Origin of the sequence: Novosphingobium sp. THN1 (assembly GCF_003454795.1) — a bacterium.
In the GTDB taxonomy this organism is placed as follows: domain Bacteria; phylum Pseudomonadota; class Alphaproteobacteria; order Sphingomonadales; family Sphingomonadaceae; genus Novosphingobium.
Genome location: NZ_CP028347.1, coordinates 1,738,073 through 1,763,020, shown reverse-complemented (window position 1 = coordinate 1,763,020; position 24,948 = coordinate 1,738,073). Strand labels below are relative to the sequence as shown.

Genomic DNA, 24,948 nt, shown 5'->3' with positions numbered 1-24,948 from the left:
ACACTCTTGTTAAGCGACCGGTTAAACCATTTCAACCGCTACCATCACCGCCGTTGGCAGCACCTTTGGAACAGGTCTTCACAATTACCCGCAATTGTGGTGTGGGAGTTCAACCAATCACCTTGTGATTGAACCAAGGGTGGCTGCCGATGCGCTTCAAGGGCCTCGATCTCAACCTGCTCGTCGTGTTCGACGCGCTGATGGAAACCCGCAGCGTCACCCGCGCGGCAGAGCGTATCGGCCTGACCCAGCCTGCGACAAGCGCCGCGCTGCGCCGCTTGCGCGACTACTTCAATGACGAGATCGTCGTCGCTGTAGGCAAGCGCATGCACCCCACGCCGTTCGCCGAAGGGCTGCACCCGCAGATCCAGCTGGCCCTGCGCGGGGTAGAGCGTGCGATCACCACGCCCACCGCGTTCGATCCGACGACCTCGACCCGCCGCTTTCGCATCGTCAGTTCCGACTATATCATGGTTGCCGTGCTGGTCCCCCTGATCGAGCGCTTTGCCGTGACGGCGCCGGGCGTGCGGGTGGAGATCATCCAGCCGACCGAACAGGCCGTGTCCGAACTGGAATCGGGCAAGGCCGACCTCCTTGTCACCCCCGAACCGTTCCTTGCCGCCTGGCATCCCCATGAAATCCTGTTCGAGGAGGAACAGGTCGTGGTCGGCTGGGCAGAAAATCCGGTGCTCAAGCGCGGTCTGACCGAGGACGACTTCTATGCCGCAGGTCATGTCACCGTCGCCTTCGGGGCCACGCGCACCCCAGCCTTTGCCGATTCCACGCTATCGCGCATGGGGCGCGAACGGCTGGTCGAAGTTACCGTATCCAGCTTTGCCTCGGCGCCGTGGTTCATCGAGGGTACGGCGCGTCTTGCCGTTTTGCACGAACGCCTCGTGCGCCAGATCGCCCGGCGCTTCAACCTGGTCTGGGCGCCGATGCCTTTCGCGTTCCCGAAGATGCACGAGATGATGCAATTCCATGAATCGCGCGCCGACGACGCCGGACTCAACTGGTTGCGCCAGCAGATGCGCGAGGTTGCGGAAGAGGCGGCTTGAAACCCGGCAAGGGAATGCCCGATTGCACGGCGAAGTTGTGAAGAGCATATTGGCATCATGGACAAGACAGAAGCAATTGCCAGGTTGAAGCCGCTCGAACGCCGTCTTCGTGCGCGAGGCATCAACGCGCTTTATGTCTTTGGATTGACCGCGCGCGGCGATGCCGGCAAGTCGTCTGACCTTGATCTGCTTTACGAGTATGACCCGTCCACGAGATTCAGCCTGTTTGATCAGGCGAGTGTGATGCTTGAATTGTCTGATGAGCTGGGCACATCGATTGACCTCGTTTCACGCAATGGCCTGCGACCACGTGTGCGGGCGCGGATCGAGAATGAAATGGTCCGAGTGTTCTGATGGCGAGTTTGCGTGATACGCTGGACGATCTGCAGCTGCTGATTGCCAAGGCGGAGTAATCTGTCGAAGGCAGATCTTACGAAGATCTCGTTGCCAATGACGAAGCCTATGATGCTTTGACCTACCGCTTGGCAATGATCGGCGAGACGAGCAAGAAGCTGCCGGAAGAGCTGAAGGAGCGCTATCCGCATCTGCCATGGCGCGAAATGGCCACGTTCCGCAACTTCGCCAGCCACGACTATTTTGGCGTCGATGCTCAACTTGTCTGGCAGGCTGCCATCAGCCTCGAACCGATCAAGGCGATGACGCGAGCCGAATTGGCAAGGCTCGGCGCCTAATCAAAATGCTCTAGTGTGAAATCCGCCGCGATCGCTTGATCGTGCCGGAAAAGCTCAGCACGGCTTCCTCCTGCCCGTCCGCGCCGGTGCGCAGGATCGTGCCGCGGGCAAAGACGAGGCTGCCTCCGGCGCGGACGCATTGCCCACGCGCCGTCAACATCTCGCCCGCCTGTGCGCCGCTGACGAATTCGCAGTTCATCGTCACGGTCACGCCGCTGACTTCATCGCCATTCGAGGCCGCGACCATGAACAGCGAGAAGTCGGCAAAGGTCATCAGCGACCCACCGTGGACGATGCCGTGGCCGTTCAGGTTCTTTGCCTCGGGAATGAAGCCCGTGACGATTCCGCGCGCGTCCCTCTTGACGAAGAACGGACCGGTGCCGTCCTCGAACGGGTCCTTGCCCGACCATTTCCACCAGCCGGCCCAGGGACCGTCGTTGACCTGTTCGAAGTTGCCCTTGATGGGTGAGGTTTCCGCCGCGTTCATGGCCGCCTTCTTAAGCGGACGTCCGAACTCCTGTCGATAGCGATCAGGCGACTTCCTCGCGTTCGCGCGCCATCATGCGGGTGGCCAGCGTCCTTCCCGAGATCCATGCATTTTCAACGCGCGGGCCCAGCAGCCAATCACCACACACGCCGATTTTCGACTGCGCGCTCCACAGTGCGCCGAGGTTGCTGCCAGTCGACATCGCATAGCGCCAGCGATGGGCCGAGGCGGTGACCGGTTCCGGCAGGGTTTGCTCCAGCGCTTCGCCCAGGGCGGCAAGCAAGGCGGCCGAGACGTTCTCCACGCTGTCGTCGATATGCTGGGTCGACCAGTGCGGGCTGGCCTGCACCACCCAGGTTTCCGGGCCCTTTCGGCCCGGCTTGGCGCCGTTGCGTGCGGCCCAGCTGATCAGCCCTGCCTCGCGCACGGTGTCGTGCCTGCTCGGCAGACGTTCGGCAAAGGCGAACATGCCGGTCCAGCACGGCTGCGACCGGGCCGCGAGCGCGGTTGCCGCCAGCGAAAGGTCATGCAGCGCAACGATGGCCGAGGCCTGCTCGGGCGGGATCGACACGACCACGGCATCGAACGGCCCGGCCTGCATACGCTCTCCTGCCCCGGTCTCCCCGGTCAGGAACCAGCGGTCCTCGCGGCGGACAAGGCCGCGCACGTGCCAGCCGAAGGTGACATCGTGCTGGTCGGCCATCTCCTTGATGACGGCGTTCATCGTCGGCACGCCGACCCAGGCGCCGGTTCCGGCAGCAGGCCAGGGCGCAGCCACGCCGCTGGCCGACCAGCGCGCGACTTGCGCCATGAACGCCGGATCGCGCACGGTGAAGTACTGCGCGCCATGGTCGAAATGGGCATCGCCGAGCGGCGTGGTCATGCGGCGCGTCGACATGCGTCCGCCAGGGCCGCGCCCCTTGTCGTAGAGCGCGACGGTGTGGCCCGAGCGAACGAGCTGGGAAGCGCAGGAAAGACCGGACATTCCTGCGCCAACAATGGCAACATGCATCTTCATCGGTGTTTTCGCGGGCTCAACCACGTCCCATCAACGCCAGGACTTCCTTGCGGCTGCTGGCATCGTCGAGGAAGCAGCCGAGCATCCGGCTCGTCACCATCCCCACGCCATGCGTCCTGACCCCCCGGCCGGTCATGCAGCCATGCTGCGCCTCGATCACCACCGCCACCCCTTGCGGCTGGAGATTGTCCCAGATGCACTTGGCGACTTCCGCGGTCAGCCGCTCCTGCACCTGCAGCCGGCTGGCATAGCCGTGCAGCACGCGCGCCAGCTTGGAGATGCCGACGACGCGGTCCTTGGGCAGGTAGGCAATCGACGCCGTGCCGATGATCGGCGCCATGTGGTGTTCGCAGTGGCTCTGGAACGGGATGTCGCGCAGCAGCACGACTTCATCGTAGCCGCCCACTTCCTCGAACGTGCGCGAGAGGTGCAGCCCCGGGTCCTCGGCATAGCCCCGGCAGTATTCGCGCCAGGCCCGCGCCACGCGCTTGGGCGTATCGAGCAGGCCTTCGCGCTCGGGCTCGTCGCCCGACCAGCGGATCAGCGTGCGGATCGCCTCTTCGACATCGGCGGGGACGACGATCTTGCCGTCCTCGCCGATCACGTCTGCCATGCCCGAGGAGGCGGCGAGGGAGGGTGAGAGGACGTTCATCGGTAAAGGCTCCGATCCGGCGCAAAAAAGGTTGCGGAATGATGTCCGGATGCGCCGCAGCCCCATCGGGAACAACACGGACCAAAGGGCACGGGCTGGAAACCGGCGGGAAAGAGCGTATATGTGCACCCATGTCCATAGCCGAGATGATCGCCTCCAGCCCGACGGCCGCCGTCATCAGCAATCCGCGTTTGCCGGACAACCCGATCATTGCCTGCAATGACGCGTTCGTCGAACTGACCGGATACCCGCGAGAGGAGATCATCGGCCGCAACTGCCGGTTCCTGCGTGGCACAGGCACGGAGGATGACAAGGCCCGCGTGCTGCGCGACGGCATTCACCGCAAGCAGCCGGTGATGGTCGAGATCATCAACTACAAGAAGGACGGCACCCGTTTCCGCAACGCGGTGATGGTTGCGCCGATCTTCGATGCCGAAGGTGAAGTGGAATACTTCCTCGGCTCCCAGGTCGAACTGCCCGAGGAACAGGGCGCGGCCAACGACCTGCGCCGCAATGGCGCGGCCGAACGCGTCGAACGCCTCAGCCGCCGCCAGAAGGAAATCCTGGTGCTGATGGCCGCCGGAAAGCTCAACAAGCAGATCGCCTATGAACTGGGCCTCAGCGAGCGCACCGTGAAGATGCACCGCTCCGCCGTGCTCAAGGGGCTGGACGTGAAGACCAGCGCCGATGCCATCCGCGTGGCGATCGAAGCCGGCTTCTGATTTTCGTCAGCGGTTCAGGGGCCTGACACCCTCGATCCGCAGTTCGCACCACACGCCTGCCGGATCGAAGTTCAGTTCCAGTCCTTCGATCCCCGGCTGCGGGACCAGCAGCCGCGAGCCGATGCCCGGACGCGCGGGGCTGGTCACAGGCGGACCGCCTTTCTCTGCCCACAGCATGTACAGCGTGGAACCGGAGGGGCCGATGAACCAGCTCAGCTCGACATGGCCGCGCTCGCCCGATAGCGCGCCATATTTGACTGCGTTGGTGCACAGCTCGTGCAGGGCCATGATCAGGGGGATGCAGCTTCCTGCCGGCAGCACGCAGGGTTCGCCGGTCATGCGGATGCGGTCGTCGTGCTCGAACGGGGCAACCGTGTCGCGCACGAGTTGCGGCAGCCGTCCTTCCGCCTCTGCGCCGATCTGCAACAGGTCGCTCGCTGCTGCCAGCCCTTCGATACGCAGGCTGAATTCCTTGTAGAAATCCATCGGCGATGCCGCCTTGGGCCCGCGCGAGGCGAGCGCCTGGATCAGCGTCAGCATGTTGCGCACGCGGTGGCGCAGCTCGCGATTGTAGCGCTCCTGCTCGGCATTGACGACCGCGATCCGCCGCATCGCCCCGCGAAGCATGCTGCCGATCAGGACCGTAAACCCGCCCGAGAACACGAACAGCGCGAAGATCAGGCTGCGCACGACACCGACCTGCGAGAACCACGGGTCCCCACCAAACAGCCGCTGCGCAAGAAGGGACGCGAGCACCATGTAGGCCAGCGCGTAGCGCAGTTCGAGTGCGAGCGATGCAATCAGCAAAGTGGGCCAATAGGTGACGAACGGCCGCCCGAGCGCCCCCATGTCGAGCGAGGCCCGCAGTATCGTGGGGATGACAAGCAGCACCGCCATCCACGCCAGCGATTCCGCAGGGGTGCGATCAGGATCCACCAAAGCGCGCACGACACGCGCCTGACGTGTCTCGCCAATTGCCAAGTTCGCACCCCCATGTTCAATTGGCCCGGCTCTTTTCAGGCAGTTCGGTCCAATCCGGACCTTAATAGCGCCGCAAAAACTATAACTGCAAGATTATTCGAGCTTTTTTCTGTTCCGCCAATCACATCAATCGACGTCAGCCAGGACGGCAAAGTCCACCTTGGTGGGTGCTGAAAGCCTTAAGACGTCGGCCAATGCGATGACCTCTGCAATCGCGGTCGCCTCCTCAACCGTCAGGCCGGAGAAATCGGGCAGGAACGCCCGGCAGGTCTGCAGGAGATTGGCGGGCGAACGCTCCAGCTCGGAACGGTAGGCTTCGAGCGTCCGGCAGCCATCGATTTCGCTCCACGCAATGCCGCTGGGCGACGGGCGTTCGTGATAGGCCCAGAGCGCGTGGATCGCGCGCTCAACCGCCAGTTGCGCCTGTTCGACCACCAGCGCACCCGAGGCGCGAGCCTTGAGCCTTTGGCGATAGCGGCGCTGACGTTCGGCGTTCGAAAGTGGCATGGGCTTGATTCTACACGGTAACTCGCGCCGATCAAACTCCGTTACGTTACTTATGGCGCTAACCCAAGTTTGACCTGCGTCAAGGCCGATATTGTATGTGTTGCATATGATCCTGGACAGGCGCCGCATCGAAGGCCTGTTCGATTCGGCGACAAGATCGCTTGGGAGACCAGATGCATGGAACACCGTCAGACCCCGTCCGCCGCCGCCCGCGAACAGGCCTTGCGCCGCGCCATCCCCCTGTTCGACGGCGCCCCGGCCTCGCGCGGCTACGAGCTCAACGCGATGTGCTTTTCGTTCAACGAGAAAGCCAACCGCGATGCTTTCCTTGCCGATGAGGAAGGCTATTGCGCCCGCTTCCACCTGACACCCGAGCAGCGCAAGGCCGTGGCAGACCGCGATGTGCTGGCCATGCTCGAGGCGGGTGGCAACGTCTATTACCTCGCCAAGCTTGCCGGGATCTTCGGCCTTGGTGTGCAGGACCTCGGCGCCCTTCAGACCGGCATGTCGGTCGATGCATTCAAGGCCATGCTCGTCGAATGGGCCAAAAAAATCCCCACCAAGGAGTGTGCATGATGGCACAGATCATCGGCGGCTATTTCACCAGCCACGTCCCCGGCATCGGCGGCGCGATCATGCGCGGCGATCAGGACACCCCCTACTGGAAGCCGTTCTTCCAGGGCTTCCCCCCGATCCGCGAGTGGTTGGCTGAAGCGAAGCCCGACGTCGCCGTGGTCTTCTCCAACGACCATGGCCTGAACTTCTTCCTCGACAAGATGCCGACCTTCGCGGTGGGCGCCGCGGCTTCGTATGACAATGCCGACGAAGGCTGGGGCCTGCCGGTCTACAAGAGCTTCGAGGGCCATCCCGCGCTTTCCTGGCACCTGATCGACAGCCTGGTGCGCGACGAGTTCGACATCACCACCTGCCAGAAGATGCTGGTCGATCACGCCGTGTCGATCCCGTTCGAGCTGGCATGGCCCGGTGTCGAAAGCTGGCCGATCAAGCTCGTGCCGATTTCGATCAACACCGTGCAGTACCCGCTGCCCAGCCCGAAGCGCTGCCTTGCGCTGGGCCGTGCGGTCCACCGCGCCCTGCAATCGTGGGGCGGGGACGAGCGCGTGCTGATCTGTGGCACCGGCGGGCTTTCACACCAGCTGGACGGCCCGCGCGCCGGGTTCATGAACCCGGACTACGACCTGTTCTGCCTGGATAACCTCGCCAGCAACCCGGATGCACTGACCGGCCACACTGCCGAGGAAGTGGCAGAACTGGCGGGCACGCAGGGGGTCGAGATCCTCAACTGGATCGCTGCCCGCGGCGCCATGGGCGATCAGGGGATGACCGAAGTCAGCCGCAACTACCACATCCCGATCAGCAATACTGCTGCTGCCAGCCTGCTGCTGGAGCCGGCTTAGCTCCTGCGTCGGGTCTTTCGCACCGTCTTCGCCGGAGCCTTGCGCTTCGGCGGAGGCGCGACCTTTGGCTGAATGTCGGGCCAGGCATCGACGATCGCTGCCTTCACCACCATGCGGCCCTGCAGGGTCTGCGCTTCGTCATGGCTGGCGAGATAGGCTGCCACCACATCGCGCACCTGCCCCGCACTGACGTCGTCCGGCACCTTGGGCGGGCGCTCCATGCTGCGGAACCCGTCGAGCACGCCGATCACGTAGGACAGGCACATGGCCCTGTCGACCGGCGCCTTGGCCGAGCACGCCTCGTGCAACTGCGCGCCGCTCATCCACTCGGCGCGCGCAGGTGTGGCGAGCGTTGTGACAGTGGCAAGGACGAGAAGGTAGCGGATCAAGGTCAGGCAACTCCACGGCGATCACCCCGCCAGAACCCATGCGATGGTGTTTTGATCCGGTGCGCCGGTGGAGCTTTCTGAGGTGCGGCGCGCAGCGCTGAAGGAGGGGTAAAGAACACTACCCCTCCACCACCGCCTACGGCGGCGGTCCCCCTCCCCATTTGCACCTGCGGTGAAAACGGGGAGGATCTGGGGCCGCTATCGCCCCATCGCCTTCATAAGCTGCCGTTCCAGACACGACCCCATTGCGGACGTTGGTACTTGCGCGCATCATCCATACCGTCACCCCGGGCTTGACCCGGGTCCCGCTTTTTCGTCGCTCAAACCAACCAACAATCACATTATAAAGATCCAGCCAGTCGGGATTGCCGCGCTCGATCAGGTCGAACTTAAACTCCCTGCGCCAGCGCTTCAGGCGCTTCTCATGCGTGATGCAGTCTTCAATCCGGTCACCGCGCTCGGCCCAGACCAGCCGTTTTAAACCATACCGAGCGCAGAAGTCCGATCCTCTGTCGTTGCGGTGCTGATGGATGCGCGCAGCAAGGTGTGAGGTCACGCCAACATACATGGCGCCTCGGTAACGGTCGGCCATGATATAGACCCAGCCACCGATCCTCTCCTTGTCCATGAGGTGAGCAGGAAGAAAGCGGGACCCCGGGTCAAGCCCGGGGTGACGGGAATAGTGCTGTTATGGAAGCGATTTCCACAATCCCCCCATTCCGTCCACTTGAGTCCAAGGTCGATAGCACCAAAATCCGCCGTCAGCGGGTGGTCCCCTCCCCGGTTGTGCTTGGCAAAGACGGGGAGGATCTTGGGATCAGAACTTGTTGTCGCGGGGGAAGCCGTTGGGGGCAGGCGGCCTGCGGCGCCGCGGGCGACCTTCCACGGCAGGAGGTCCTTCTCGACGCGGGTGCGGCCGCTCTCGCCGCCCATCGTCCATGACAGGCCGTCCTCCAGCTTCAGCGTGATCACGTCGGACATCTCGCCGTCCTTGTAGCGCTGCAGGGTCACGCCCTGCCCCTTGGCGAGGAGCGGCACTTCGGACAGGGCGAAGATCACCAGCTTGCGGTTTTCGCCGATCACCGCGACATGATCGTGCTCGGCCGCAATCTCGCGCACCACGGCGAGCTTCACGCCGGGCTTGGTGGAGACGACGCCGCGCCCCTTTCGCGTTTCGGCGAGCAGTTCGTCCATCTCGGCGGCAAAGCCACGCCCGGTGTTGGCGGCGAGGAGAAGCTGGCCCTTGGGCTTGTAGACCGTGACGCTGACGATCTGCGCATCGGGATCGATATCGACCATGGTGCGGATCGGTTCGCCAAAGCCGCGCGCGCCGGGCAGCTTGTCGGCGCCGACGGTGTAGAAGCGGCCATTGTCGACCGCGACGAGCAACTTGTCGGTGGTCTGGCAGTGGAAGGCGAAGGCCGGGCCATCGCCTTCCTTGAACTTGAAATCGCCATCAAGCGGCACATGGCCCTTAGCCGCGCGGATCCAGCCCCTGGCGGAAAGGATCACCGTCACCGGCTCCTTTTCGATCATCGCGTCCATGCTGAATTCGCGCGTGGGTGCGGCTTCGGCGATGGTGGTGCGGCGGCGGCCGAGCGGGGTGTCCTCGGCGTAGTCCTTGCGCAGGGCGCCCAAGTCACGCTTGAGGCGGGTGCGCTGGCGGGCCGGGCTGTCGAGCAGCTTCTGCAGTTCCTCCTGCTCGGCCAGCAACTCGTCGCGCTCCTTGCGCAGTTCCATTTCCTCGAGCTTGCGCAAGCTGCGCAGGCGCATGTTGAGGATGGCTTCGGCCTGGCGGTCAGTCAGTTCGAACTCGGCCATCATCACCGGTTTGGGCTCGTCCTCGGTGCGGATGATCTCGATGATCCGGTCAAGGTTGAGGTAGGCGATGATGTAGCCGCCCAGCAGTTCCAGCCGGTTGGCGATCTTGTCCAGCCGGTGCTGCGAACGGCGCAGCAGGATGTCGATCTGGCTGATCACCCATTCCTGCAAGACCAGCTTCAACCCCAGAACCCCGGAGTGCGGCGCGAATCCAGCACGTTGAGGTTGAGGCCGAACCGCGTTTCCAGATCGGTCAGGCGGTAAAGCGATTCCTTGAGCAGATCGGGATCGACATTGCGGCTCTTGGGGATCAGCACCAGCCGGATCTGCTCGTCGGACTCGTCGCGGATATCCTCGAGGATCGGCAGCTTCTTGTCGGCGATGAGCTGCGCGATCTGTTCGATCAGCTTGCTCTTCTGCACCATGTAGGGAATTTCGGAGACGACCAGCTGCCACTGTCCGGCGCCCAGCTTTTCGATGCCGCTCTCTTCCCAGTTGCCCGCATCGTCGCGGCCCGTGGAGAAGCGCCCACGCACGCGGATCGATCCGCGCCCGGTTTCATAGGCGTTGGAGATAACCGCGGGGCTATCAACCACGATGCCGCCCGTCGGCAGGTCCGGCCCGTGGAACACTTCCATCAACTGGCTGTGCTCAACGCCGGGATTGTCGATCAGCAGCAGCGTGGCATCGATGATCTCGGCCACGTTGTGGCTCGGGATGTTGGTCGCCATGCCCACGGCGATGCCGCTGGACCCGTTGGCCAGCAGGTTCGGGAACAGGCCGGGGAATATCTCCGGCTCCTCGTCCTCACCGTTATAGGTGGGATGATAGGTGACCGAGCCTTCATCAAGCCCCGCCATCAGCTGCATTGCCGTCTTGGTCAGGCGCGCTTCGGTATAGCGGTAGGCGGCGGCATTATCTCCGTCGATATTGCCGAAGTTGCCCTGCCCCTCGACCAGCGGATAGCGCAGCGACCAGTCCTGTGCGAGGCGGACCATCGCGTCATAGACGCTGGAATCGCCGTGCGGGTGATATTTGCCGATCACGTCGCCCACCACGCGCGCCGATTTCTTGAACGCATCGGTGGGGTTGAGCTTAAGTTGCCGCATCGCCCAGAGCAGGCGGCGGTGGACCGGCTTCAGACCGTCGCGCAGATCGGGCAGCGAGCGCGCCGTAATCGTTGACAGCGCGTAGACGAGGTATCGTTCCGACAACGCGGAATCGAACGGGGCATCGACGATTGCGTCGAAAGGATCGGGTTCTGTCGTATCGGTGACCATGGCCGGAACGTCGTAGCAACGCGATCACCGGAGCGAAAGTCATGGAACCGCAGCAGTCCCCGGCAATTCTAGCAGGGACGGGCCAATGCCAACCCGATTCCCCAAAAGGAGAACCCCATGACCAAGCGCGTGCTGATCGTCGCGACTGACGGATTCGAGCAGTCCGAACTCGAAGGCCCCAAGAAGGCGCTGGAAGACGCCGGTTTCGAAACCGTCGTCGCCAGCCTCAAGACCGGCTCCATCACCGGCTGGAAGGACAAGAACTGGGGCGATGCCGTTGCAGTCAACATCACCCTCGATGAGGTGGACGCCAAGGAATACGACGCGCTGCTGCTGCCCGGCGGCCAGATGAACCCCGACATCCTGCGCATGGACGACCGAGCGATCGACATCGTCAACGACTTCGACGATCTCGACAAGCCGATCGCAGCGATCTGCCACGCGCCCTGGCTTCTGGCCGAAGCCGACATCGTCGACGGCCGCACCGTCACCTCCTGGCCCTCGATCCGCACCGATCTCGCCAATGCCGGCGCCGATGTGGTGGACGAGGAAGTCGTCGTCGACGGCAACCTCATCACCAGCCGCATGCCGGATGACATCCCCGCCTTCTCCAAAGCCCTGATCGATATGCTGACCGACGACTGATACGCCCTGTCGCGGTTTCCGGGGGTTCACCCGGCCCTCGGGAACCGCTACGGTCGTATCAGATGAAACAGCTTGACCATACAGAACACAAACTGATCGAGGGGATAGATGCCGCCGCCATGCTTGCGCAGGTGGAGGCGTGGTGCCCGCTCAACACCGGCACCGGCAACCTTGCAGGCCTCGCCGCGCAGTGGGACATGCTCGCCAATGCCTTCGCCGCGCTGCCCGGCGAAATCCGCAAGGTCGATCCCGTCCCCGTCACCACCATCGCCGCAGATGGTCGCGCCGTGGAAACCGCCAACGGTGCGCACTTTGTCCTCTCGGTCCGGCCGCAAGCGCCCCGGCGCTACTTGCTGACTGGCCACATGGACACCGTCTTCGCGCCGACCCACCCTTTCCAGTCGTTGCGCTGGCTCGATGCCGAAACGCTGAACGGCCCCGGCGTTGCTGACATGAAAGGCGGCCTCGCGGTCATCCTCTCAGCCCTGCGGGTCTTCGAGAACAGCCCCGCTGCCGCTGCGGTAGGCTATGACGTGCTGTTCAATTCGGACGAGGAAACCGGCAGCCTCTCCTCCGCCCCCCTGATCGCCGAGCTGGCGCAGGGGAAAGCGGCAGCGCTGACCTACGAACCCTCCGCCCTGCCCGACGGCACGCTTGCCGGAGAGCGGCCCGGGAGCGGCAACTACAGCGCGGTCATCAAGGGCCGCTCGGCCCACGCCGGTCGCAATCCGCAGGACGGACGCAACGCGATCATCGCGGCGGCGGACATGGCGCTGAAGCTCAAGAATCTGGAGCGCGATGGGCTTTCGATCAACCCGGCGAAGATCGATGGGGGAGCGCGAACAACGTCGTCCCCGATCATGCCATTCTGCGCTTAAATGTTCGGCCTCGGCTGCCGAGAGTTGCGGTAGAGTTCATGGAGAGTCTGCGAGAGTTGGTGCAGAGTCTCGAAGAGTTGCACGAGGTTGGAATCCACCTCCACGGCGGCGTTTCGCGCCCTCCAAAGCCGCTCACAACCGAGGCCGAGGCGTTGTTCGGGCTGGTCCGGGAGTGCGGGGAATCTCTTGGCCAGACAATACGTTGGCAGGCCTCGGGCGGGGTCTGCGACGGTAACAACATCGCGGCCTGCGGCGTGCCCGTGGTCGATACCATGGGCGTGCGCGGCGGGGCGATCCATTCCGATCAGGAATTCCTGATCGTGCCTTCACTGGCCGAGCGCGCCGCCTTGTCCGCGCTCGTCCTGCACCGCCTTTCCGGGGGAAACTGATGACATTCCGTATCCGCGCTGCCCGCGCGAACGATCTGCAGCCGCTCTACGAAATGGCCAAGCTGACCGGCGGCGGCTTCACCAACCTGCCGCCCGACCGCAAGGCGCTGACCGCGAAGCTGGCCCGCGCGGCGGAGGCTTATGGCAATACCGAAGAGGGCGATCCGAGGAACCCGAAGGACGAGCTTTTCGTGCTGGTGCTTGAGGACACGACCACCGGCGAAGTGCGCGGCACCGCGCAGATCTTCACCTCGGTCGGGCGGCAATGGCCGTTCTATTCCTATCGCATGGCGACGCTGACGCAGCATTCGAAGGAACTGAACCGCACTTTCCGCGCCGAGATGCTCAACCTTGTCACCGACCTTGAAGGGTCGAGCGAAGTGGGCGGGCTGTTCCTGCATCCGTCCGAACGTGCCGGCGGGCTTGGCATGCTGCTCGCGCGCAGCCGCTACCTGTTCATCGCGATGCACAGAAAGCGCTTTGGCGACAAGATCCTGGCCGAGTTGCGCGGCGTGATCGACGAGCGGGGCGGATCGCCGTTCTGGGATGGCGTGGCGGGCCGTTTCTTCGGCATGAGCTTTCAGGAAGCGGACTATTTCAACGCGATCAACGGCAACCAGTTCATCGCCGACCTGATGCCCAAGCACCCGGTCTATATCGCGATGCTGCCCGAAACCGCACGCTCGGCCATCGGCCTGCCCCACCCCTCTGGCCGCGCGGCGATGCGCATGCTGGAGGAAGAAGGCTTTGCCTACGAGGGTTATGTGGACATCTTCGACGGCGGCCCGACGATGACCGCGCGGACCGACCGCGTGCGTTCGATCTGCGAGGCGAAGGAAGTGGCCGTGGCCCACATTCGCGCGCCCGAAGGCGGCGGCAACGTGACCAAGGCGCTGGTGGCGACCGGCAAGCTGGCCGAATACCGCTGCACCTTCGCCGAGATCGCCGAGGCCGACGATGGCCTGACGCTGGACCCGGTGGCCGCTGCCGCGCTGGGTGTGAGCGTGGGTGACCCGGTGTGGTTCGTCGGCCGGTGACCATGGCACGCCGTGATCTGGGGACAATCGTCCCGCCCCTGAACCACGTGATGCTGAACGTGTTTCAGCATCCATCTCTCCCCACGCACCATCCGCTCCGGTGGAAGAGATGGACCCTGAAACAAGTTCAGGGTGACGGAACTCTAAAGCGATGTTCTGCGCAGCAGAAATGGGAAGCCAATGCCTCTGATTGAAATCAACTTTGACGGCCTTGTCGGGCCGAGCCACAACTACGCGGGGCTGAGCCTTGGCAACCTTGCTTCGGCCAGTAACGCTGGCGAGGTGTCCTACCCACGCGCCGCCGCGCTGCAGGGCCTGGGCAAGATGCGGCACAACATCGGGCTGGGGCTGGCGCAAGGGCTGTTCGCCCCCCTGCCCCGGCCCAACCCGGTGCTGCTCGGCGCGCTGGGGCTTGGGACCATTGACCAAAGCGATGCGGCGCAGCGGCGCTTGCGGGCGGCGGCATGGTCTGCATCCTCGATGTGGACGGCCAATGCGGCGACGGTCAGCCCCGCCCCGGACACGGCGGACGGGCGCTGCCACCTGACGGCGGCGAATCTGGTGACGATGCCGCACCGGTCGCAGGAGTGGCCCGATACGGTGCGCCAGTTGCGTGTGGCCTTTGCCAATAGCGCGGCCTTTGCCGTGCATGATGCCGTGCCGCCGTGCTTCGGCGACGAGGGCGCGGCCAACCACATGCGGATGTGCGCGCACCACGATGCGCCGGGGCTGGAAATTTTCGTCTACGGCACGACAGGCGGGGCCTTCCCCGCACGCCAGCACGAGCAGGCGAGCCGGGCGGTGGCGCGGCTGCACGGGCTCGATCCGGCGCGCTGCCTGTTCGTGGAACAATCGCCCGATGCCATCGCGGCCGGGGCCTTTCACAACGATGTGGTGGCAGTCGCCAACGAACGGGTGCTGTTCACGCACGAGCAGGCCTTTGCCGATCCGGACGGCACTTATGCGGCGATCCGCGACAAGCTGCCCGAGGCCGAGATCGTGGTGGTTCCGGCGAGCGTCGTCAGCCTTGGCGATGCGATCAGGAGCTACCTGTTCAACGCGCAACTGCTGACGCTGCCATCGGGCGAGATGGGCCTGGTGATCCCGCTGGAGGCTTGGGAAACCCCTTCGGTGCGCGGCTGGCTGGAGGGCCATGTCGCTTCGAACGGGCCGATCCGCAAGGTGCTGCCGGTGGACGTGCGCCAGTCGATGGCCAATGGCGGCGGGCCGGCGTGCCTGCGTCTGCGGGTTGTCGCCGATCCTGCCACTGTCGATCCGCGCTTCCTCCTGGACGAGGCGAAGATCGCCCGGATTGAAAGCGTCGTCGCCGCGCATTGGCCCGAACAGATCGATCCTGCTGATCTTGGGCAGAAATCCCTGGCAGATACGGTAATTGCAGCACGCATGGCCTTGCTTGACGCGCTGTCGCTGTCGGAACTTGCCTGAGGCTTCCGGCGTATCCTCTGAAAGGGTCGCTCCGCGGGTTGTCGCTTCGCTTTACAGTGAAGATTGGATTAACCAGTCTATTGCCAGCGTTTAATGATCTGGCACGATGCTTGCGGAAAGACTCAACGACGGGGGCGCCTCGTCAAAAGAGGATAGAGCTTCGGATGTTTCGCAAGATCGGTCGCCTGTTTGTCATCAAGACCCGCTTCGAAGCGTTCGCGGTGATCTACGCGCTGGCGCTCGGCGCGGTTGAGCGCGGGCACGCCTATCTCGGCCAGTATCCGGGCTTTGCCGGCAAGATGCTGTTCGTGGCGGCGACGGGCGCGGTGTTCATCGCCGGGGCGAAGATCCTCGACTCGCTGCGCATGGAGCAGCGGCTCAAGGAGCTTGAGGGTTCTGGCGAGGTGTAGTTTTGCAAGGTCATGGGCCCCGGCTTTCGCCGGGGTGACGACTTGAATTTGAGAAATTCTGAAGCGAGTAGGGCGATTCTGTTGCTAGGCTCGCCCCCAGCCCCCGGTTTCCGATTCTGTTACCCGGTTCGGTCCGAACCGTGCTTTCGCTTTATAACTTCAGGGCGTTAGCCCCTAGAATTATGCGGCGAGAGCAAGTGCTTCGTTGTCGTTGGCACTTGTGAGTTTTGAGCCTTGAACGGGTTACTCAGCCCGGGCAAAAACAGCGCTTTTCAACACACGTCGATCCTAGTTCGGCCCCATCAACACCCTTGCGACAACAAGGCCCGCATCCCGAAAGACACGGTAGTGATGGTGGAGCCGCCGGGTACCGCCCCCGGGTCCGCTGTGCCTATTGCACGCCGCAGTTTATCACCATAGCCGGCCGAAACCGGCAGGGACCCATATAGGCGCGCGGGCGCAAATGAAAAGGGGCGGGATTGCCCCCGCCCCTTGAATTGTCCCGATGTGCCGGTTCAGCCCTTCGCCTTTAGCGCATCGCGGATTTCGGCGAGGAGTTCGACCTCGGTCGGCCCGGCGGGAGCGGCGGGCGCTTCCTCGGCAGGCTTTTCGAAGGCCTTGTTGATCGCCTTGACCAGCAGGAAGATGATGAAGGCGACGATCACGAAGTTGACTGCCTGGGTGATGAAATCGCCATAGCCGATCATCGGCACGCCCGCAGCCTTGAGATCCGCGTAGCTGGCCGGATCGCCCTTGTAGTCTGCCGGGACCGGGCCGAGGCGGACGAAATAGCGGGTAAAGTCGACCCCGCCCGTGATCCAGCCGACGACGGGCATGATCACGCTTTCGGTAAGCGAGGTGACGATCTTGCCGAATGCGCCACCGATGATCACGCCGACCGCAAGATCGAGCACATTGCCGCGCGCGATGAACTTCTTGAACTCTGCGAACATGCCGACCACTTCCCCCTTTACGTCCGTGTTTACCATGATCCCTTTTCCGTTGGTTGCCATCACGCGCGGAACGTCACAAGTGGCAATCGGTTGCAGCACGGGGGATACTTGAACCGTTTCGGCGGGCCGCTATCTCTGCTGTACAATCCAAGGGGAACTTACGTCGATGGCCGCTACCCGCTTTACGCAGATCGCTTTTGCCACCGTTGCCGCTGCCAGCCTTTCGGCCTGCGGGATCAACTCCGTCCCCGCCGCCGAGGAAGAGGCCAAGGCGCGCTGGGCCGATGTCGAAAGCTCGTATCAGCGCCGGGCCGACCTGATCCCGAACCTGGTGGCCACGGCCAAGGGCGCGGCGGCTTCGGAAACGACGATCCTGACCAATGTGACCAATGCGCGCGCGGCGGCCACCTCGATCAATATCACCACCGACGATCTTTCGAACCCTGCCGAGTTCGAGAAATTCCAGAATGCGCAGAACCAGTTGACCCAAGCGCTGGGCCAGCTGCGCACGGTGGTGGAGAATTATCCGCAGTTGCAGAGCCAGGCGCGCTTTGCCGACCTGATGGTGCAGCTCGAAGGCACCGAGAACCGCATCAATGTGAGCCGCACGCGCTACAACGAGGCGGTGCAGGCCTACAACACCACGATCCGCACCTTCCCCGACGCGATCGGCGCGAAGCTGATCCACGGCGCCAAGCCGATGGTGCCGTTCAAGGCCGCCGCCGGTTCGGAAGTGGCGCCGACGGTGAACTTCGACATGAACGCTCCGGCACCTGCTGCATCGGGCAAGTGAGGTGACCCGCCAGTTGCGGGGTTTCTGGCAAGCTTTTGCGCTGCTGTTCCTGCTGATGGCGGGCGCAGCGCATGCGGCGATGCCAGCACGGCCTGCCGGGCCGGTGCTCGATCAGGCCGGGATCATCCCCGACGCCGAGGAAGCGGCGCTGGCGCAGAAACTGTCTGCCTACAATGCGCAGACCGGACGGGCGGTGATCGTGGCGACGGTGGCCTCACTCGACGGGCAGGACATCGAGAGCTACGCCAACACGCTGTTCCGGACCTGGGGCGTGGGCGGGAAGGAGACCGATCAAGGCCTGCTGTTCCTGATCGCGCCCAACGACCGCAAGGTGCGGATCGAAGTCGGCTACGGGCTTGAGGAGTTCCTGCCCGACGTGCTGGCGGGGCGGATCATCACTGGCGCGGTTACACCGAAGTTCAAGGCGGGTGACTATCCGGGCGGCATCAACGCCGGCATCGACCAGATCCTGACGCTGCTGAACCGCACGCCGGCCGAGGCCAAGGCCGTTGCAGAAGCGGCAAAGGCTGGCGCCCGCGAGGAAAGCTCGGGCGGCGGTTCGACCATTGGCGGCGCGATTTTCTGGGTCGTGCTGATCGTGGTGATGATCGCAGTGTTCGGGCGGCGCAGGCAGGGTTACGTGCAGCGGCGCAGCGGCATCGATCCGGGCATCGTGTTGTGGGGCCTCAGCGAAATCGCACGCGCGGCGTCCGACAACCGCCATTCGGGCGGCAGTTGGGGCGGCGGCTCCGACTGGGGCGGCGGCGGTGGCTTCGGTGGCTTTGGCGGCGGCGATTCCGGTGGCGGCGGCGCTTCGGGGACTGGTGATGAGCAGGCTCGTGCAGATGACCGAGGCCGATCACAAGATCGTGTCGGACGCGGTGGCAGCGGCCGAGGCGCAGAGCGCGGGCGAGATCGTGACGATCGTGACGCCGCGTTCCGACAGCTACCGCGACGTGGCGCTGGTCTGGAGCGCGCTGGCGGCCTTCGTGGCGCTGGCCGTGGTGGACATGTTCGCCGGGTTCTACCTGCCCATGGTCGAGCAGGTCCTGGGACTGTGGGCGTACGAATGGACTCCGCGCGCGGTGCTGGGTCTTGCGCTGACGGTCATCACGCTGAAGTTTGGAGCGATGTACCTGCTGATGCGGTTCACCCCTCTGGGGCTGTGGCTGACACCGCGCCGGGTGCGCAATGCGCGGGTGCGCGAGCGGGCGCTGACCTGCTTCCGCGTCGGTGCCGAGAGCCGCACCTCGGGCCACACGGGCGTGCTGATCTACCTCAGCCTTGCCGAGCATCGCGCCGAGATCATCGCCGACGCGGCGATTGCCTCGAAAGTCTCGCCCGAGACCTGGGGGCTGGCGATGAAGGCCATGCTCGACCCGCTGCGGCAGGGGCGCATGGCCGAGGGCATGGCAGCGGCGGTGGCCGAAGTGGGCAAGGTCCTGAGCGAGCATTTCCCGCGCGATGCCGATGACAAGAACGAATTGCCGGACAGGTTGATCGAAGTATGAGTCTTGAAGAAGAATACCGCGACCATCCCGAGCAGGTGCACTGGCAGGGCCGCTTCATCGTGGCGAAGACGCGCGGGCGGTGGGAATATGTCTCGCGCAATCGCAACATCAAGGCGGCGGTGATCCTTGCAATCGAAGACGGGCACGTGCTGCTGGTCGAGCAGTTCCGCGTGCCGCTGGGGCGCCCGTGCATCGAACTGCCCGCCGGGCTGATCGGTGATGAAGCGGGCGCCGAGAACGAGGACCCGGCTGCTGCGGCCGCGCGCGAGCTGGAGGAAGAGACCGGCTACCGCCCCGGCAAGATCGAATCGCTGGGCGAGTTCCATTCCTCGCCGGGCATGGTGACCGAGGCTTTCACCCTGTTTCGCGCGCGCGATCTGGAAAAAGTTTCCGAAGGCGGCGGCGTGGAGGGCGAAGGCATCACCGTGCACCGGGTTGCCCTTACGGAAATCGAGAGCTTCCTCGCTGAGAAGCGCGGCCTGGGCTATGCCATCGACGTGCGGATGCTGCTGCTGCTCGCACCCGGGATCATGGCCTGACATTTCCAGGACTTGCGCGGATCGGCGCGAGTTGCTTGTCTGATCGTCGAAGCTGGGAAAACCCACCCCCAACCCCTCCCGCCTGCGGGAGGGGAGAACTGTGCCCTCCCGCAGGCTGGAGGGCCGCGAGACTTGCTGAACGCAGTGAAGCTAGTCGCAGCGGGGTGGGCATCAGCGACAAGGAGAGGACAAAAGATGGGCAGGGTTCAGGGCAAGAAGGCACTCGTGACGGGCGCGGCCCAAGGGCTGGGTGCGGCGCATGCGTGGATGCTGGCGCGGGAGGGCGCGCGAGTCCTGCTGACCGACATCAACGGCGATGGCGCAACGGCTCAGGCCGAGGCGATCAACGCCGAGCTGGGTGCCGGGACGGCCTTTGCCATGCGCCATGACGTGACCAGCGAGGCAGACTGGGACGCGGCGGTTGCGCTGGCGGCGGAGAAGCTGGGCGGGCTATCGGTGCTGGTCAACAACGCGGGCGTCGGCGTGCGCGGCAATATCGAGACCTGCACGCTGGAAGAGTGGCATCGCGGCTTTGCGATCAACGTCGATTCCGTGTTCCTCGGTTGCCAGAAGGCCCTGCCCTTGCTGCGCGACAACCAGCCGGGGTCGATCATCAATATCAGCTCGATCGCCGGCCTGATCGCGTCAGATACCATGCCGGGCTACAACGCGAGCAAGGCGGCGGTGTGGATGCTGAGCAAGTCGGTCGCGCTCTACTGCGCCAAGCGCGGCTGGGACGTGCGCTGCAATTCGGTGCACCCGACGTTCGTCGACACGCCGATCCTCGACGGCATCGCGACCAACGCTAATATCGACAAGGACGTGGTCATGGGCAAGCTGGCCCGCCAGATCCCGTTGGGCCGCGTCGGCGAGCCGAACGACATTGCCGCGGGCGTGCTCTACCTTGCGAGCGACGAAAGCCGCTTCATGACCGGGGCAGAGCTCAAGCTGGACGGCGGCATTTCGGCAATGTGAATTGCCAATCGGCATGGGATATGCCAAGATATCCTTAGTGGAGCTTTTGCCATGACCAATGTCGTCGTCGGGAAATGGGGCAAGAGCCTCGCGGTGCGCGTGCCGGTGGACGTGGCAGCAGCGGCGGGGCTTGTCGATGGAGAAGCGGTCGAGATCAAGGCTGTGGACGGCACCGTCGTCATCCGCCGTGACCCCGCCAAGGCTGAGGCACGGCGCAAGGCGCAGGCGGCCGTGGCCAAGATCAAGAATCTGTCCAAGAGCATGACTTTGGGCGGAATTTCGATTCGAGAACTGATCGATGAAGGGCGGCGCTGATTGAGGGTTGTCCTCGACGCCTCCATGACTGCTGCCTGGCTGTTTTCCGACGAGCAGACCGAGGCATCAATGGCGCTGCTGGATCAAGTAGCAGCCGATGGGGCTGTCGTCCCTTCCCTGTGGCACCTGGAGGTTGCCAGCCTGCTGCGATCCGCGGAACGGCGCGGACGATGCGATCGGAGGATCGCTGATGCCATGATCGCAGAGCTCGAAGTGCTGCCGATCGAGGTCGATCAGCGGACTCATCTCACTGCCTGGCGTGAAACGCGCAGTCTGTCAGTGGAACACGGCCTGACGCCTTATGACGCTGCCTATCTCGAGCTGGCACTCCGCCTGAGCCTGCCACTAGCAACCGGCGACGGCGCGCTGATTGCGGCGGCCAGGCAACTGAACGTCGCGGTGTTGACGCCATAGCCAAGGGGAGAGAGCGCCTGCCCCCTCCCCCTCGTCATTCGGTAGACTCTTTCTCTCAGAAAACGACGACCGAGCGGATCGACTTGCCGGCGTGCATCAGGTCGAACGCGGTGTTGATTTCCTCGAGGCCCATGACGTGGGTGATCATCGGGTCGATCTCGATCTTGCCGGTCATGTACATGTCGACGATCTTCGGAACGTCGGTGCGGCCCTTGGCGCCGCCGAAGGCGGTGCCGCGCCAGTTGCGACCAGTGACCAGCTGGAACGGGCGGGTTTCGATGGTCTTGCCGGCCTCTGCCACGCCGATGATGATGGAAGTGCCCCAGCCGCGATGGCAGGCTTCAAGCGCGGTGCGCATCACTTCGGTGTTGCCGGTGGCATCGAAGGTATAGTCCGCGCCGCCGTCGGTCATCTGGACGATCTTCGCCACGGTGTCTTCGCGGCTCATGCCCTTCGAGTTGAGGAAGTCGGTCATGCCGAACTTGCGGCCCCATTCCTCGCGATCAGGGTTGATGTCGACGCCGATGATCTTGTTGGCACCGGCAAGGCGTGCGCCCTGGATGACGTTAAGGCCGATGCCGCCGAGGCCGAAGACGACGACATTGTCGCCCACCTGGACCTTGGCGGTGTTGATCACCGCGCCGACGCCGGTGGTGACGCCGCAGCCGATGTAGCACGAGGTCTTGAAGGGTGCGTCCTCACGGATCTTGGCGACCGCGATCTCGGGCAAGACGGTGAAGTTCGAGAAGGTGCTGCAGCCCATGTAGTGGAACACGGTCTGGCCCTTGTAGGAGAAGCGGCTGGTGCCATCGGGCATCAGGCCTTGCCCCTGCGTGGCGCGGATCGCGGTGCACAGGTTGGTCTTGCCGGAAAGGCAGCTTTTGCACTGGCGGCATTCGGGGGTGTAGAGCGGGATCACGTGATCGCCGGGCTTGACCGAGGTCACACCGGGGCCGACTTCGCGCACAATGCCTGCGCCTTCATGGCCAAGCACGCTGGGGAAGATGCCTTCGCTGTCGAAGCCATCAAGCGTGTAGGCGTCGGTATGGCACACGCCGGTCGCCATGATCTCGACCAGAACTTCGCCCGCCTTCGGGCCTTCGAGATCGAGCTCGACGATTTCGAGCGGCTGCTTGGGCGCGAACGCTACGGCGGCGCGTGTCTTCATGGTGCGGGGTCTCCCTTTGGGTGTGGCGGCGCGTTAGCATAATTGCTAGGGCAGTGTTAAATTGCACAATATGCGAAACACTGTTGCAAGACGAGAATAATGAGCAATCGCTGGGACGGGATAGATGAGGTTGTCGCGGTTGCCGATACCGGCACCTTCGTGGCAGCGGCGAAGCGGCTGGGGACATCGACTTCGCATGTGAGCCGGGCCGTGGCGCGGCTTGAGCAGGGCCTTGGCGCGCAGTTCTTCCACCGCACGACGCGGGCTGTCAGCCTGACGGACACCGGGCGCACGCTGGTCGACCAGTTCCGCCGCCTGATCGCCGAGCGTGATGAAGCAATCGCGATGTTGGACCTTCAGGGCGAGCCGCAGGGGCACTTGCGCATCACCTGCCCGACCGCGCTGGGCGAGCGCTTCGTCGCACCGATCGTGCGCGCCTATGTGCAGGACTATCCGAAGCTTTCGGTGGACCTCGACCTGTCGAACCGCGTGGTCGAACTGGTTTCGGAAGGGTACGATCTTGCCATCCGCACCGGCACCCTGCCCGACAGCCGCCTGATCCGCACGCAGATTGCGACGCGGGGGATCGTGACCTGCGCCTCGCCCGCCTATCTTGCCGCGCATGGCACGCCCGAGACCGTGGACGACCTCGAAACGCATGACTGCATCCCGGCCACGCTCGACATGTGGCGCTATCTGGTGGACGGCGAGGTGCGCACGGTGCGGCCGCGCGGGCGCTGGCGGTGCAGCAACGGGACGGCGGTGTTCGATGCGGCGATGGCCGGGATCGGGCTGTGCCAGTTGCCCGAATTCTACGTGAGCCGGGCGATTGCCGAAGGCGCGCTGGTCGAAGTGCTGCCGCAGTTCAGGCCCGAGGACGACCCGATCTGGGCAGTCTACCCGCAGCGTCGCCATCTGCTGCCCAAGGTCCAACGGCTCATCGAAAAATTGCGGCGCGAACTGGCCCCGGCGATGGCGGCGGGTTGAAACGCCGAGCGTTTTGTGAGAACGTTCACAGGAATAGCTATGCAACAAGCTTGACAAGGCTGTCAGCGGCGGCTAGAGAAACGATACGCCAAATATGGCAGGGTGAGGAGAGATACGTGGCGGGCAGCAATGCACATTCGGGATCGCAGAAGGCCGCGTTCATCGCGGTTACCGTGCTGTTCTTTGCCTGGGGCTTCATCACCTCGCTGATCGATCCGCTGGTCGCAGCGGTGAAGGGCATCTTCACGCTGACGACGCTCGAGGCGCAGCTTTCCGCCTTTGCCTTCTTCATCGCCTATGGCGTGATGAGCTTCCCGGCAGCAGCGATCATCGGCAAGCTGCGGGCCGTCCCGGCGATCCTGCTGGCGCTGGCGACGATGGTGGTGGCCTGCCTCGTCATGCTTGCGGCGGCGAACATCGCGTCATACCCGCTGGTGCTGGCCGGGCTGTTCATGCTGGCGGCGGGCATCACCGTGCTGCAGGTTGCCGCGAACCCGCTGGCCGCGGCACCGGGCAAGCCCGAAGGCAGCCACTTCCGCCTGACACTTTCGCAGACGTTCAATTCGTTCGGCACGTTCCTTGGGCCGGCTTTGGGCGCGTCGCTGTTCCTGAAAGGCGTAGAGGTGTCGGAAGGCACCGCGCTGACGCCTGAAGTGCGCGAGGCGGCGCTGGCCGGGATCGACCGCGCCTACTTCTGGATCTGCGGACTGCTGATCGTGCTGCTGGCGTTCTTCTTCGTGAACCGCGCGCGCATTTCCGCCGCCGCCCCTCCGGCACAACCGACCGGCGGCATCGGGGCGCTGCTGCGCCAGGCGTTCTCGTCGCGCTGGGCGGTGCTGGGTGCAGCCGCGATCTTCATCTACGTTGGCGCGGAAGTTACCATCGGGACGCAGATGGCGTTCTACCTCAACAATCCGGGCATCTGGAATGTCAGCCTCGAGCAGGCGGGCAAGGCCGTTTCGTTCTATTGGGGTGGCGCAATGGTTGGCCGCGCGATCGGCACGGTGCTGCTGGCCCGTTTCCCGGCGGCGCGGCTGATGACACTGTTCGCCGCGATTGCCGCGGCGATGTGCGCCTACCTCTTCCTCGTCGGCGGGGTTTCGGCGGGCTATGTCGCACTGGCGATCGGCCTGTTCAATTCGATCATGTTCCCGGTGATCTTCACGCTGACGCTGGAGCGTTCCTCGGCCAGCGAAGAGGCGACCTCGGGCCTGTTGTGCACCGGCATCATCGGCGGCGCGCTGATCCCGGCGCTGGCCGGCGGAGTGACGGATGCGGCGGGCATCTTCGCGTCGTTCCTCGTGCCGCTGGTCTGCTACGTGCTGTTGGTTGTGTTCGCAGCGAGCGCGGCAAAAGCGCCGATCCTGCGCCGCGCAAGTGGCGAAAGCATGCACTGATCCGCATCCCCTGACGGCCCCATTACACGTCGGCCCGGTCCTTGCGCCGGGGCCGAATTTTTTTGG

General features: G+C 64.2%; 25 protein-coding genes, 1 other RNA gene and 5 pseudogenes. 20 read left to right on the top strand and 11 right to left on the bottom strand.

The window, feature by feature from the left end:
• The first annotated feature begins 149 nt into the window (after window positions 1-149).
• The 3 genes and pseudogenes from C7W88_RS08750 to C7W88_RS08740 all read left to right on the top strand — a co-directional run.
• Complete coding sequence (locus C7W88_RS08750) at window positions 150-1,058, top strand: LysR family transcriptional regulator (RefSeq protein WP_118074676.1); 909 nt, start codon at window positions 150-152, stop codon at window positions 1,056-1,058.
• An 84-nt stretch (window positions 1,059-1,142) separates the two neighbouring features.
• Window positions 1,143-1,412 (top strand): nucleotidyltransferase family protein, encoded by a 270-nt coding sequence (locus C7W88_RS08745; RefSeq protein WP_205525146.1) that lies wholly within the window; start codon window positions 1,143-1,145, stop codon window positions 1,410-1,412.
• A 77-nt stretch (window positions 1,413-1,489) separates the two neighbouring features.
• Window positions 1,490-1,750: pseudogene (locus tag C7W88_RS08740) on the top strand (DUF86 domain-containing protein); the annotation flags it as partial.
• 10 nt (window positions 1,751-1,760) lie between these two features.
• On the opposite strand, the gene C7W88_RS08735 reads toward C7W88_RS08740, so the two are convergent.
• From C7W88_RS08735 to folE, 3 genes are read right to left on the bottom strand one after another with little or no spacing between them, the layout of a single operon-like run.
• Window positions 1,761-2,237, bottom strand: coding sequence for a PaaI family thioesterase (locus tag C7W88_RS08735; protein ID WP_118073249.1), 477 nt, complete (start codon window positions 2,235-2,237; stop codon window positions 1,761-1,763).
• A gap of 43 nt (window positions 2,238-2,280) precedes the next feature.
• Window positions 2,281-3,249, bottom strand: coding sequence for an NAD(P)/FAD-dependent oxidoreductase (locus tag C7W88_RS08730; protein ID WP_162896162.1), 969 nt, complete (start codon window positions 3,247-3,249; stop codon window positions 2,281-2,283).
• A gap of 22 nt (window positions 3,250-3,271) precedes the next feature.
• A complete protein-coding gene (gene folE, locus C7W88_RS08725) occupies window positions 3,272-3,868 on the bottom strand; it encodes a GTP cyclohydrolase I FolE (protein WP_118074675.1) in 597 nt (198 codons plus the stop codon).
• A 170-nt stretch (window positions 3,869-4,038) separates the two neighbouring features.
• Here folE and C7W88_RS08720 point away from each other — a divergent pair, with 170 nt between their 5' ends.
• Window positions 4,039-4,629, top strand: a complete 591-nt coding sequence (locus C7W88_RS08720; RefSeq protein WP_240344498.1) for a PAS domain-containing protein — start codon at window positions 4,039-4,041, stop codon at window positions 4,627-4,629.
• Window positions 4,630-4,635: 6 nt separating this feature from the next.
• Here C7W88_RS08720 and C7W88_RS08715 read toward each other — a convergent pair whose 3' ends face one another.
• Window positions 4,636-5,577, bottom strand: coding sequence for a sensor histidine kinase (locus tag C7W88_RS08715; RefSeq protein ID WP_162895962.1), 942 nt, complete (start codon window positions 5,575-5,577; stop codon window positions 4,636-4,638).
• Window positions 5,578-5,736: 159 nt separating this feature from the next.
• Window positions 5,737-6,117: a hypothetical protein gene (locus tag C7W88_RS08710; protein WP_118073246.1), complete on the bottom strand. Its 381-nt coding sequence runs from the start codon at window positions 6,115-6,117 to the stop codon at window positions 5,737-5,739.
• 177 nt (window positions 6,118-6,294) lie between these two features.
• On the opposite strand from C7W88_RS08710, the gene C7W88_RS08705 reads away from it, so the two are divergent.
• Complete coding sequence (locus C7W88_RS08705) at window positions 6,295-6,693, top strand: protocatechuate 4,5-dioxygenase subunit alpha (RefSeq protein ID WP_118073245.1); 399 nt, start codon at window positions 6,295-6,297, stop codon at window positions 6,691-6,693.
• The gene (locus C7W88_RS08700; RefSeq protein ID WP_118074673.1) at window positions 6,693-7,535 is read left to right on the top strand and encodes a class III extradiol dioxygenase family protein; all 843 of its coding nucleotides are present in this window, start codon (window positions 6,693-6,695) and stop codon (window positions 7,533-7,535) included. The genes C7W88_RS08705 and C7W88_RS08700 overlap by 1 nt, the downstream gene beginning before the upstream one ends.
• Here the strand turns inward: C7W88_RS08700 and C7W88_RS08695 are convergent.
• The 3 genes and pseudogenes from C7W88_RS08695 to parC form a co-directional block, all read right to left on the bottom strand.
• Window positions 7,532-7,924 carry a Rap1a/Tai family immunity protein gene (locus tag C7W88_RS08695; RefSeq protein WP_118073244.1) on the bottom strand — a complete coding sequence of 131 codons (393 nt, stop codon included), beginning with the start codon at window positions 7,922-7,924 and terminating at the stop codon, window positions 7,532-7,534. The genes C7W88_RS08700 and C7W88_RS08695 overlap by 4 nt on opposite strands.
• A 334-nt stretch (window positions 7,925-8,258) precedes the next feature.
• Window positions 8,259-8,552, bottom strand: a pseudogene (locus C7W88_RS23645) (GIY-YIG nuclease family protein); the annotation flags it as partial.
• A 189-nt stretch (window positions 8,553-8,741) separates the two neighbouring features.
• Window positions 8,742-11,025 (bottom strand): annotated as a pseudogene (gene parC / locus C7W88_RS08685) (DNA topoisomerase IV subunit A).
• 117 nt (window positions 11,026-11,142) lie between these two features.
• Here parC and C7W88_RS08680 point away from each other — a divergent pair.
• The 5 genes and pseudogenes from C7W88_RS08680 (at window position 11,143) to C7W88_RS08660 (ending at window position 15,830) form a co-directional block, all read left to right on the top strand.
• Entirely contained in the window at window positions 11,143-11,670 is a 528-nt protein-coding gene (locus C7W88_RS08680; RefSeq protein ID WP_118073242.1) for a type 1 glutamine amidotransferase domain-containing protein, read from the top strand.
• A gap of 62 nt (window positions 11,671-11,732) precedes the next feature.
• Window positions 11,733-12,937: pseudogene (locus C7W88_RS08675) on the top strand (hydrolase).
• Complete coding sequence (locus C7W88_RS08670; RefSeq protein ID WP_118073241.1) at window positions 12,937-13,974, top strand: arginine N-succinyltransferase; 1,038 nt, start codon at window positions 12,937-12,939, stop codon at window positions 13,972-13,974. Before C7W88_RS08675 ends, C7W88_RS08670 begins: the two are co-directional and overlap by 1 nt.
• Window positions 13,975-14,154: 180 nt before the next feature.
• Window positions 14,155-15,420, top strand: a complete 1,266-nt coding sequence (locus tag C7W88_RS08665; protein WP_118073240.1) for an N-succinylarginine dihydrolase — start codon at window positions 14,155-14,157, stop codon at window positions 15,418-15,420.
• A 164-nt stretch (window positions 15,421-15,584) separates the two neighbouring features.
• Window positions 15,585-15,830: a hypothetical protein gene (locus C7W88_RS08660; RefSeq protein ID WP_118073239.1), complete on the top strand. Its 246-nt coding sequence runs from the start codon at window positions 15,585-15,587 to the stop codon at window positions 15,828-15,830.
• A gap of 66 nt (window positions 15,831-15,896) precedes the next feature.
• Here C7W88_RS08660 and ssrA read toward each other — a convergent pair.
• Window positions 15,897-16,304: a transfer-messenger RNA gene (gene ssrA / locus C7W88_RS08655) on the bottom strand.
• 41 nt (window positions 16,305-16,345) lie between these two features.
• Window positions 16,346-16,783, bottom strand: coding sequence for a large conductance mechanosensitive channel protein MscL (mscL, locus tag C7W88_RS08650; protein ID WP_162896161.1), 438 nt, complete (start codon window positions 16,781-16,783; stop codon window positions 16,346-16,348).
• A 166-nt stretch (window positions 16,784-16,949) separates the two neighbouring features.
• Here mscL and C7W88_RS08645 point away from each other — a divergent pair, with 166 nt between their 5' ends.
• The 7 genes and pseudogenes from C7W88_RS08645 to C7W88_RS08615 all read left to right on the top strand — a co-directional run bounded on the left by C7W88_RS08645 (window position 16,950) and on the right by C7W88_RS08615 (window position 21,330).
• Window positions 16,950-17,576, top strand: a complete 627-nt coding sequence (locus C7W88_RS08645) for a LemA family protein (RefSeq protein ID WP_118073238.1) — start codon at window positions 16,950-16,952, stop codon at window positions 17,574-17,576.
• Window positions 17,577-17,631: 55 nt separating this feature from the next.
• Window positions 17,632-17,988 (top strand): annotated as a pseudogene (locus tag C7W88_RS23640) (YgcG family protein); the annotation flags it as partial.
• Window positions 17,989-18,403: 415 nt separating this feature from the next.
• Complete coding sequence (locus tag C7W88_RS08635; protein ID WP_118074671.1) at window positions 18,404-19,087, top strand: TPM domain-containing protein; 684 nt, start codon at window positions 18,404-18,406, stop codon at window positions 19,085-19,087.
• Window positions 19,084-19,626, top strand: a complete 543-nt coding sequence (locus tag C7W88_RS08630; protein ID WP_118073237.1) for an NUDIX hydrolase — start codon at window positions 19,084-19,086, stop codon at window positions 19,624-19,626. Before C7W88_RS08635 ends, C7W88_RS08630 begins: the two co-directional genes overlap by 4 nt.
• 195 nt (window positions 19,627-19,821) lie before the next feature.
• Complete coding sequence (locus C7W88_RS08625) at window positions 19,822-20,601, top strand: SDR family oxidoreductase (RefSeq protein WP_118073236.1); 780 nt, start codon at window positions 19,822-19,824, stop codon at window positions 20,599-20,601.
• A gap of 51 nt (window positions 20,602-20,652) precedes the next feature.
• On the top strand, window positions 20,653-20,916 hold the full coding sequence (locus tag C7W88_RS08620; protein WP_118073235.1) for an AbrB/MazE/SpoVT family DNA-binding domain-containing protein: 264 nt from the start codon (window positions 20,653-20,655) through the stop codon (window positions 20,914-20,916).
• Window positions 20,917-21,330, top strand: coding sequence for a type II toxin-antitoxin system VapC family toxin (locus tag C7W88_RS08615; protein WP_118073234.1), 414 nt, complete (start codon window positions 20,917-20,919; stop codon window positions 21,328-21,330). It begins immediately after the preceding gene.
• A 55-nt stretch (window positions 21,331-21,385) separates the two neighbouring features.
• Here C7W88_RS08615 and C7W88_RS08610 read toward each other — a convergent pair whose 3' ends face one another.
• Window positions 21,386-22,498 (bottom strand): S-(hydroxymethyl)glutathione dehydrogenase/class III alcohol dehydrogenase, encoded by a 1,113-nt coding sequence (locus tag C7W88_RS08610; RefSeq protein WP_118073233.1) that lies wholly within the window; start codon window positions 22,496-22,498, stop codon window positions 21,386-21,388.
• 99 nt (window positions 22,499-22,597) lie between these two features.
• Here C7W88_RS08610 and C7W88_RS08605 point away from each other — a divergent pair, with 99 nt between their 5' ends.
• On the top strand, window positions 22,598-23,485 hold the full coding sequence (locus C7W88_RS08605) for a LysR family transcriptional regulator (protein WP_118073232.1): 888 nt from the start codon (window positions 22,598-22,600) through the stop codon (window positions 23,483-23,485).
• 116 nt (window positions 23,486-23,601) lie between these two features.
• Window positions 23,602-24,882: an MFS transporter gene (locus C7W88_RS08600; protein ID WP_118073231.1), complete on the top strand. Its 1,281-nt coding sequence runs from the start codon at window positions 23,602-23,604 to the stop codon at window positions 24,880-24,882.
• Window positions 24,883-24,948 lie beyond the last annotated feature (66 nt).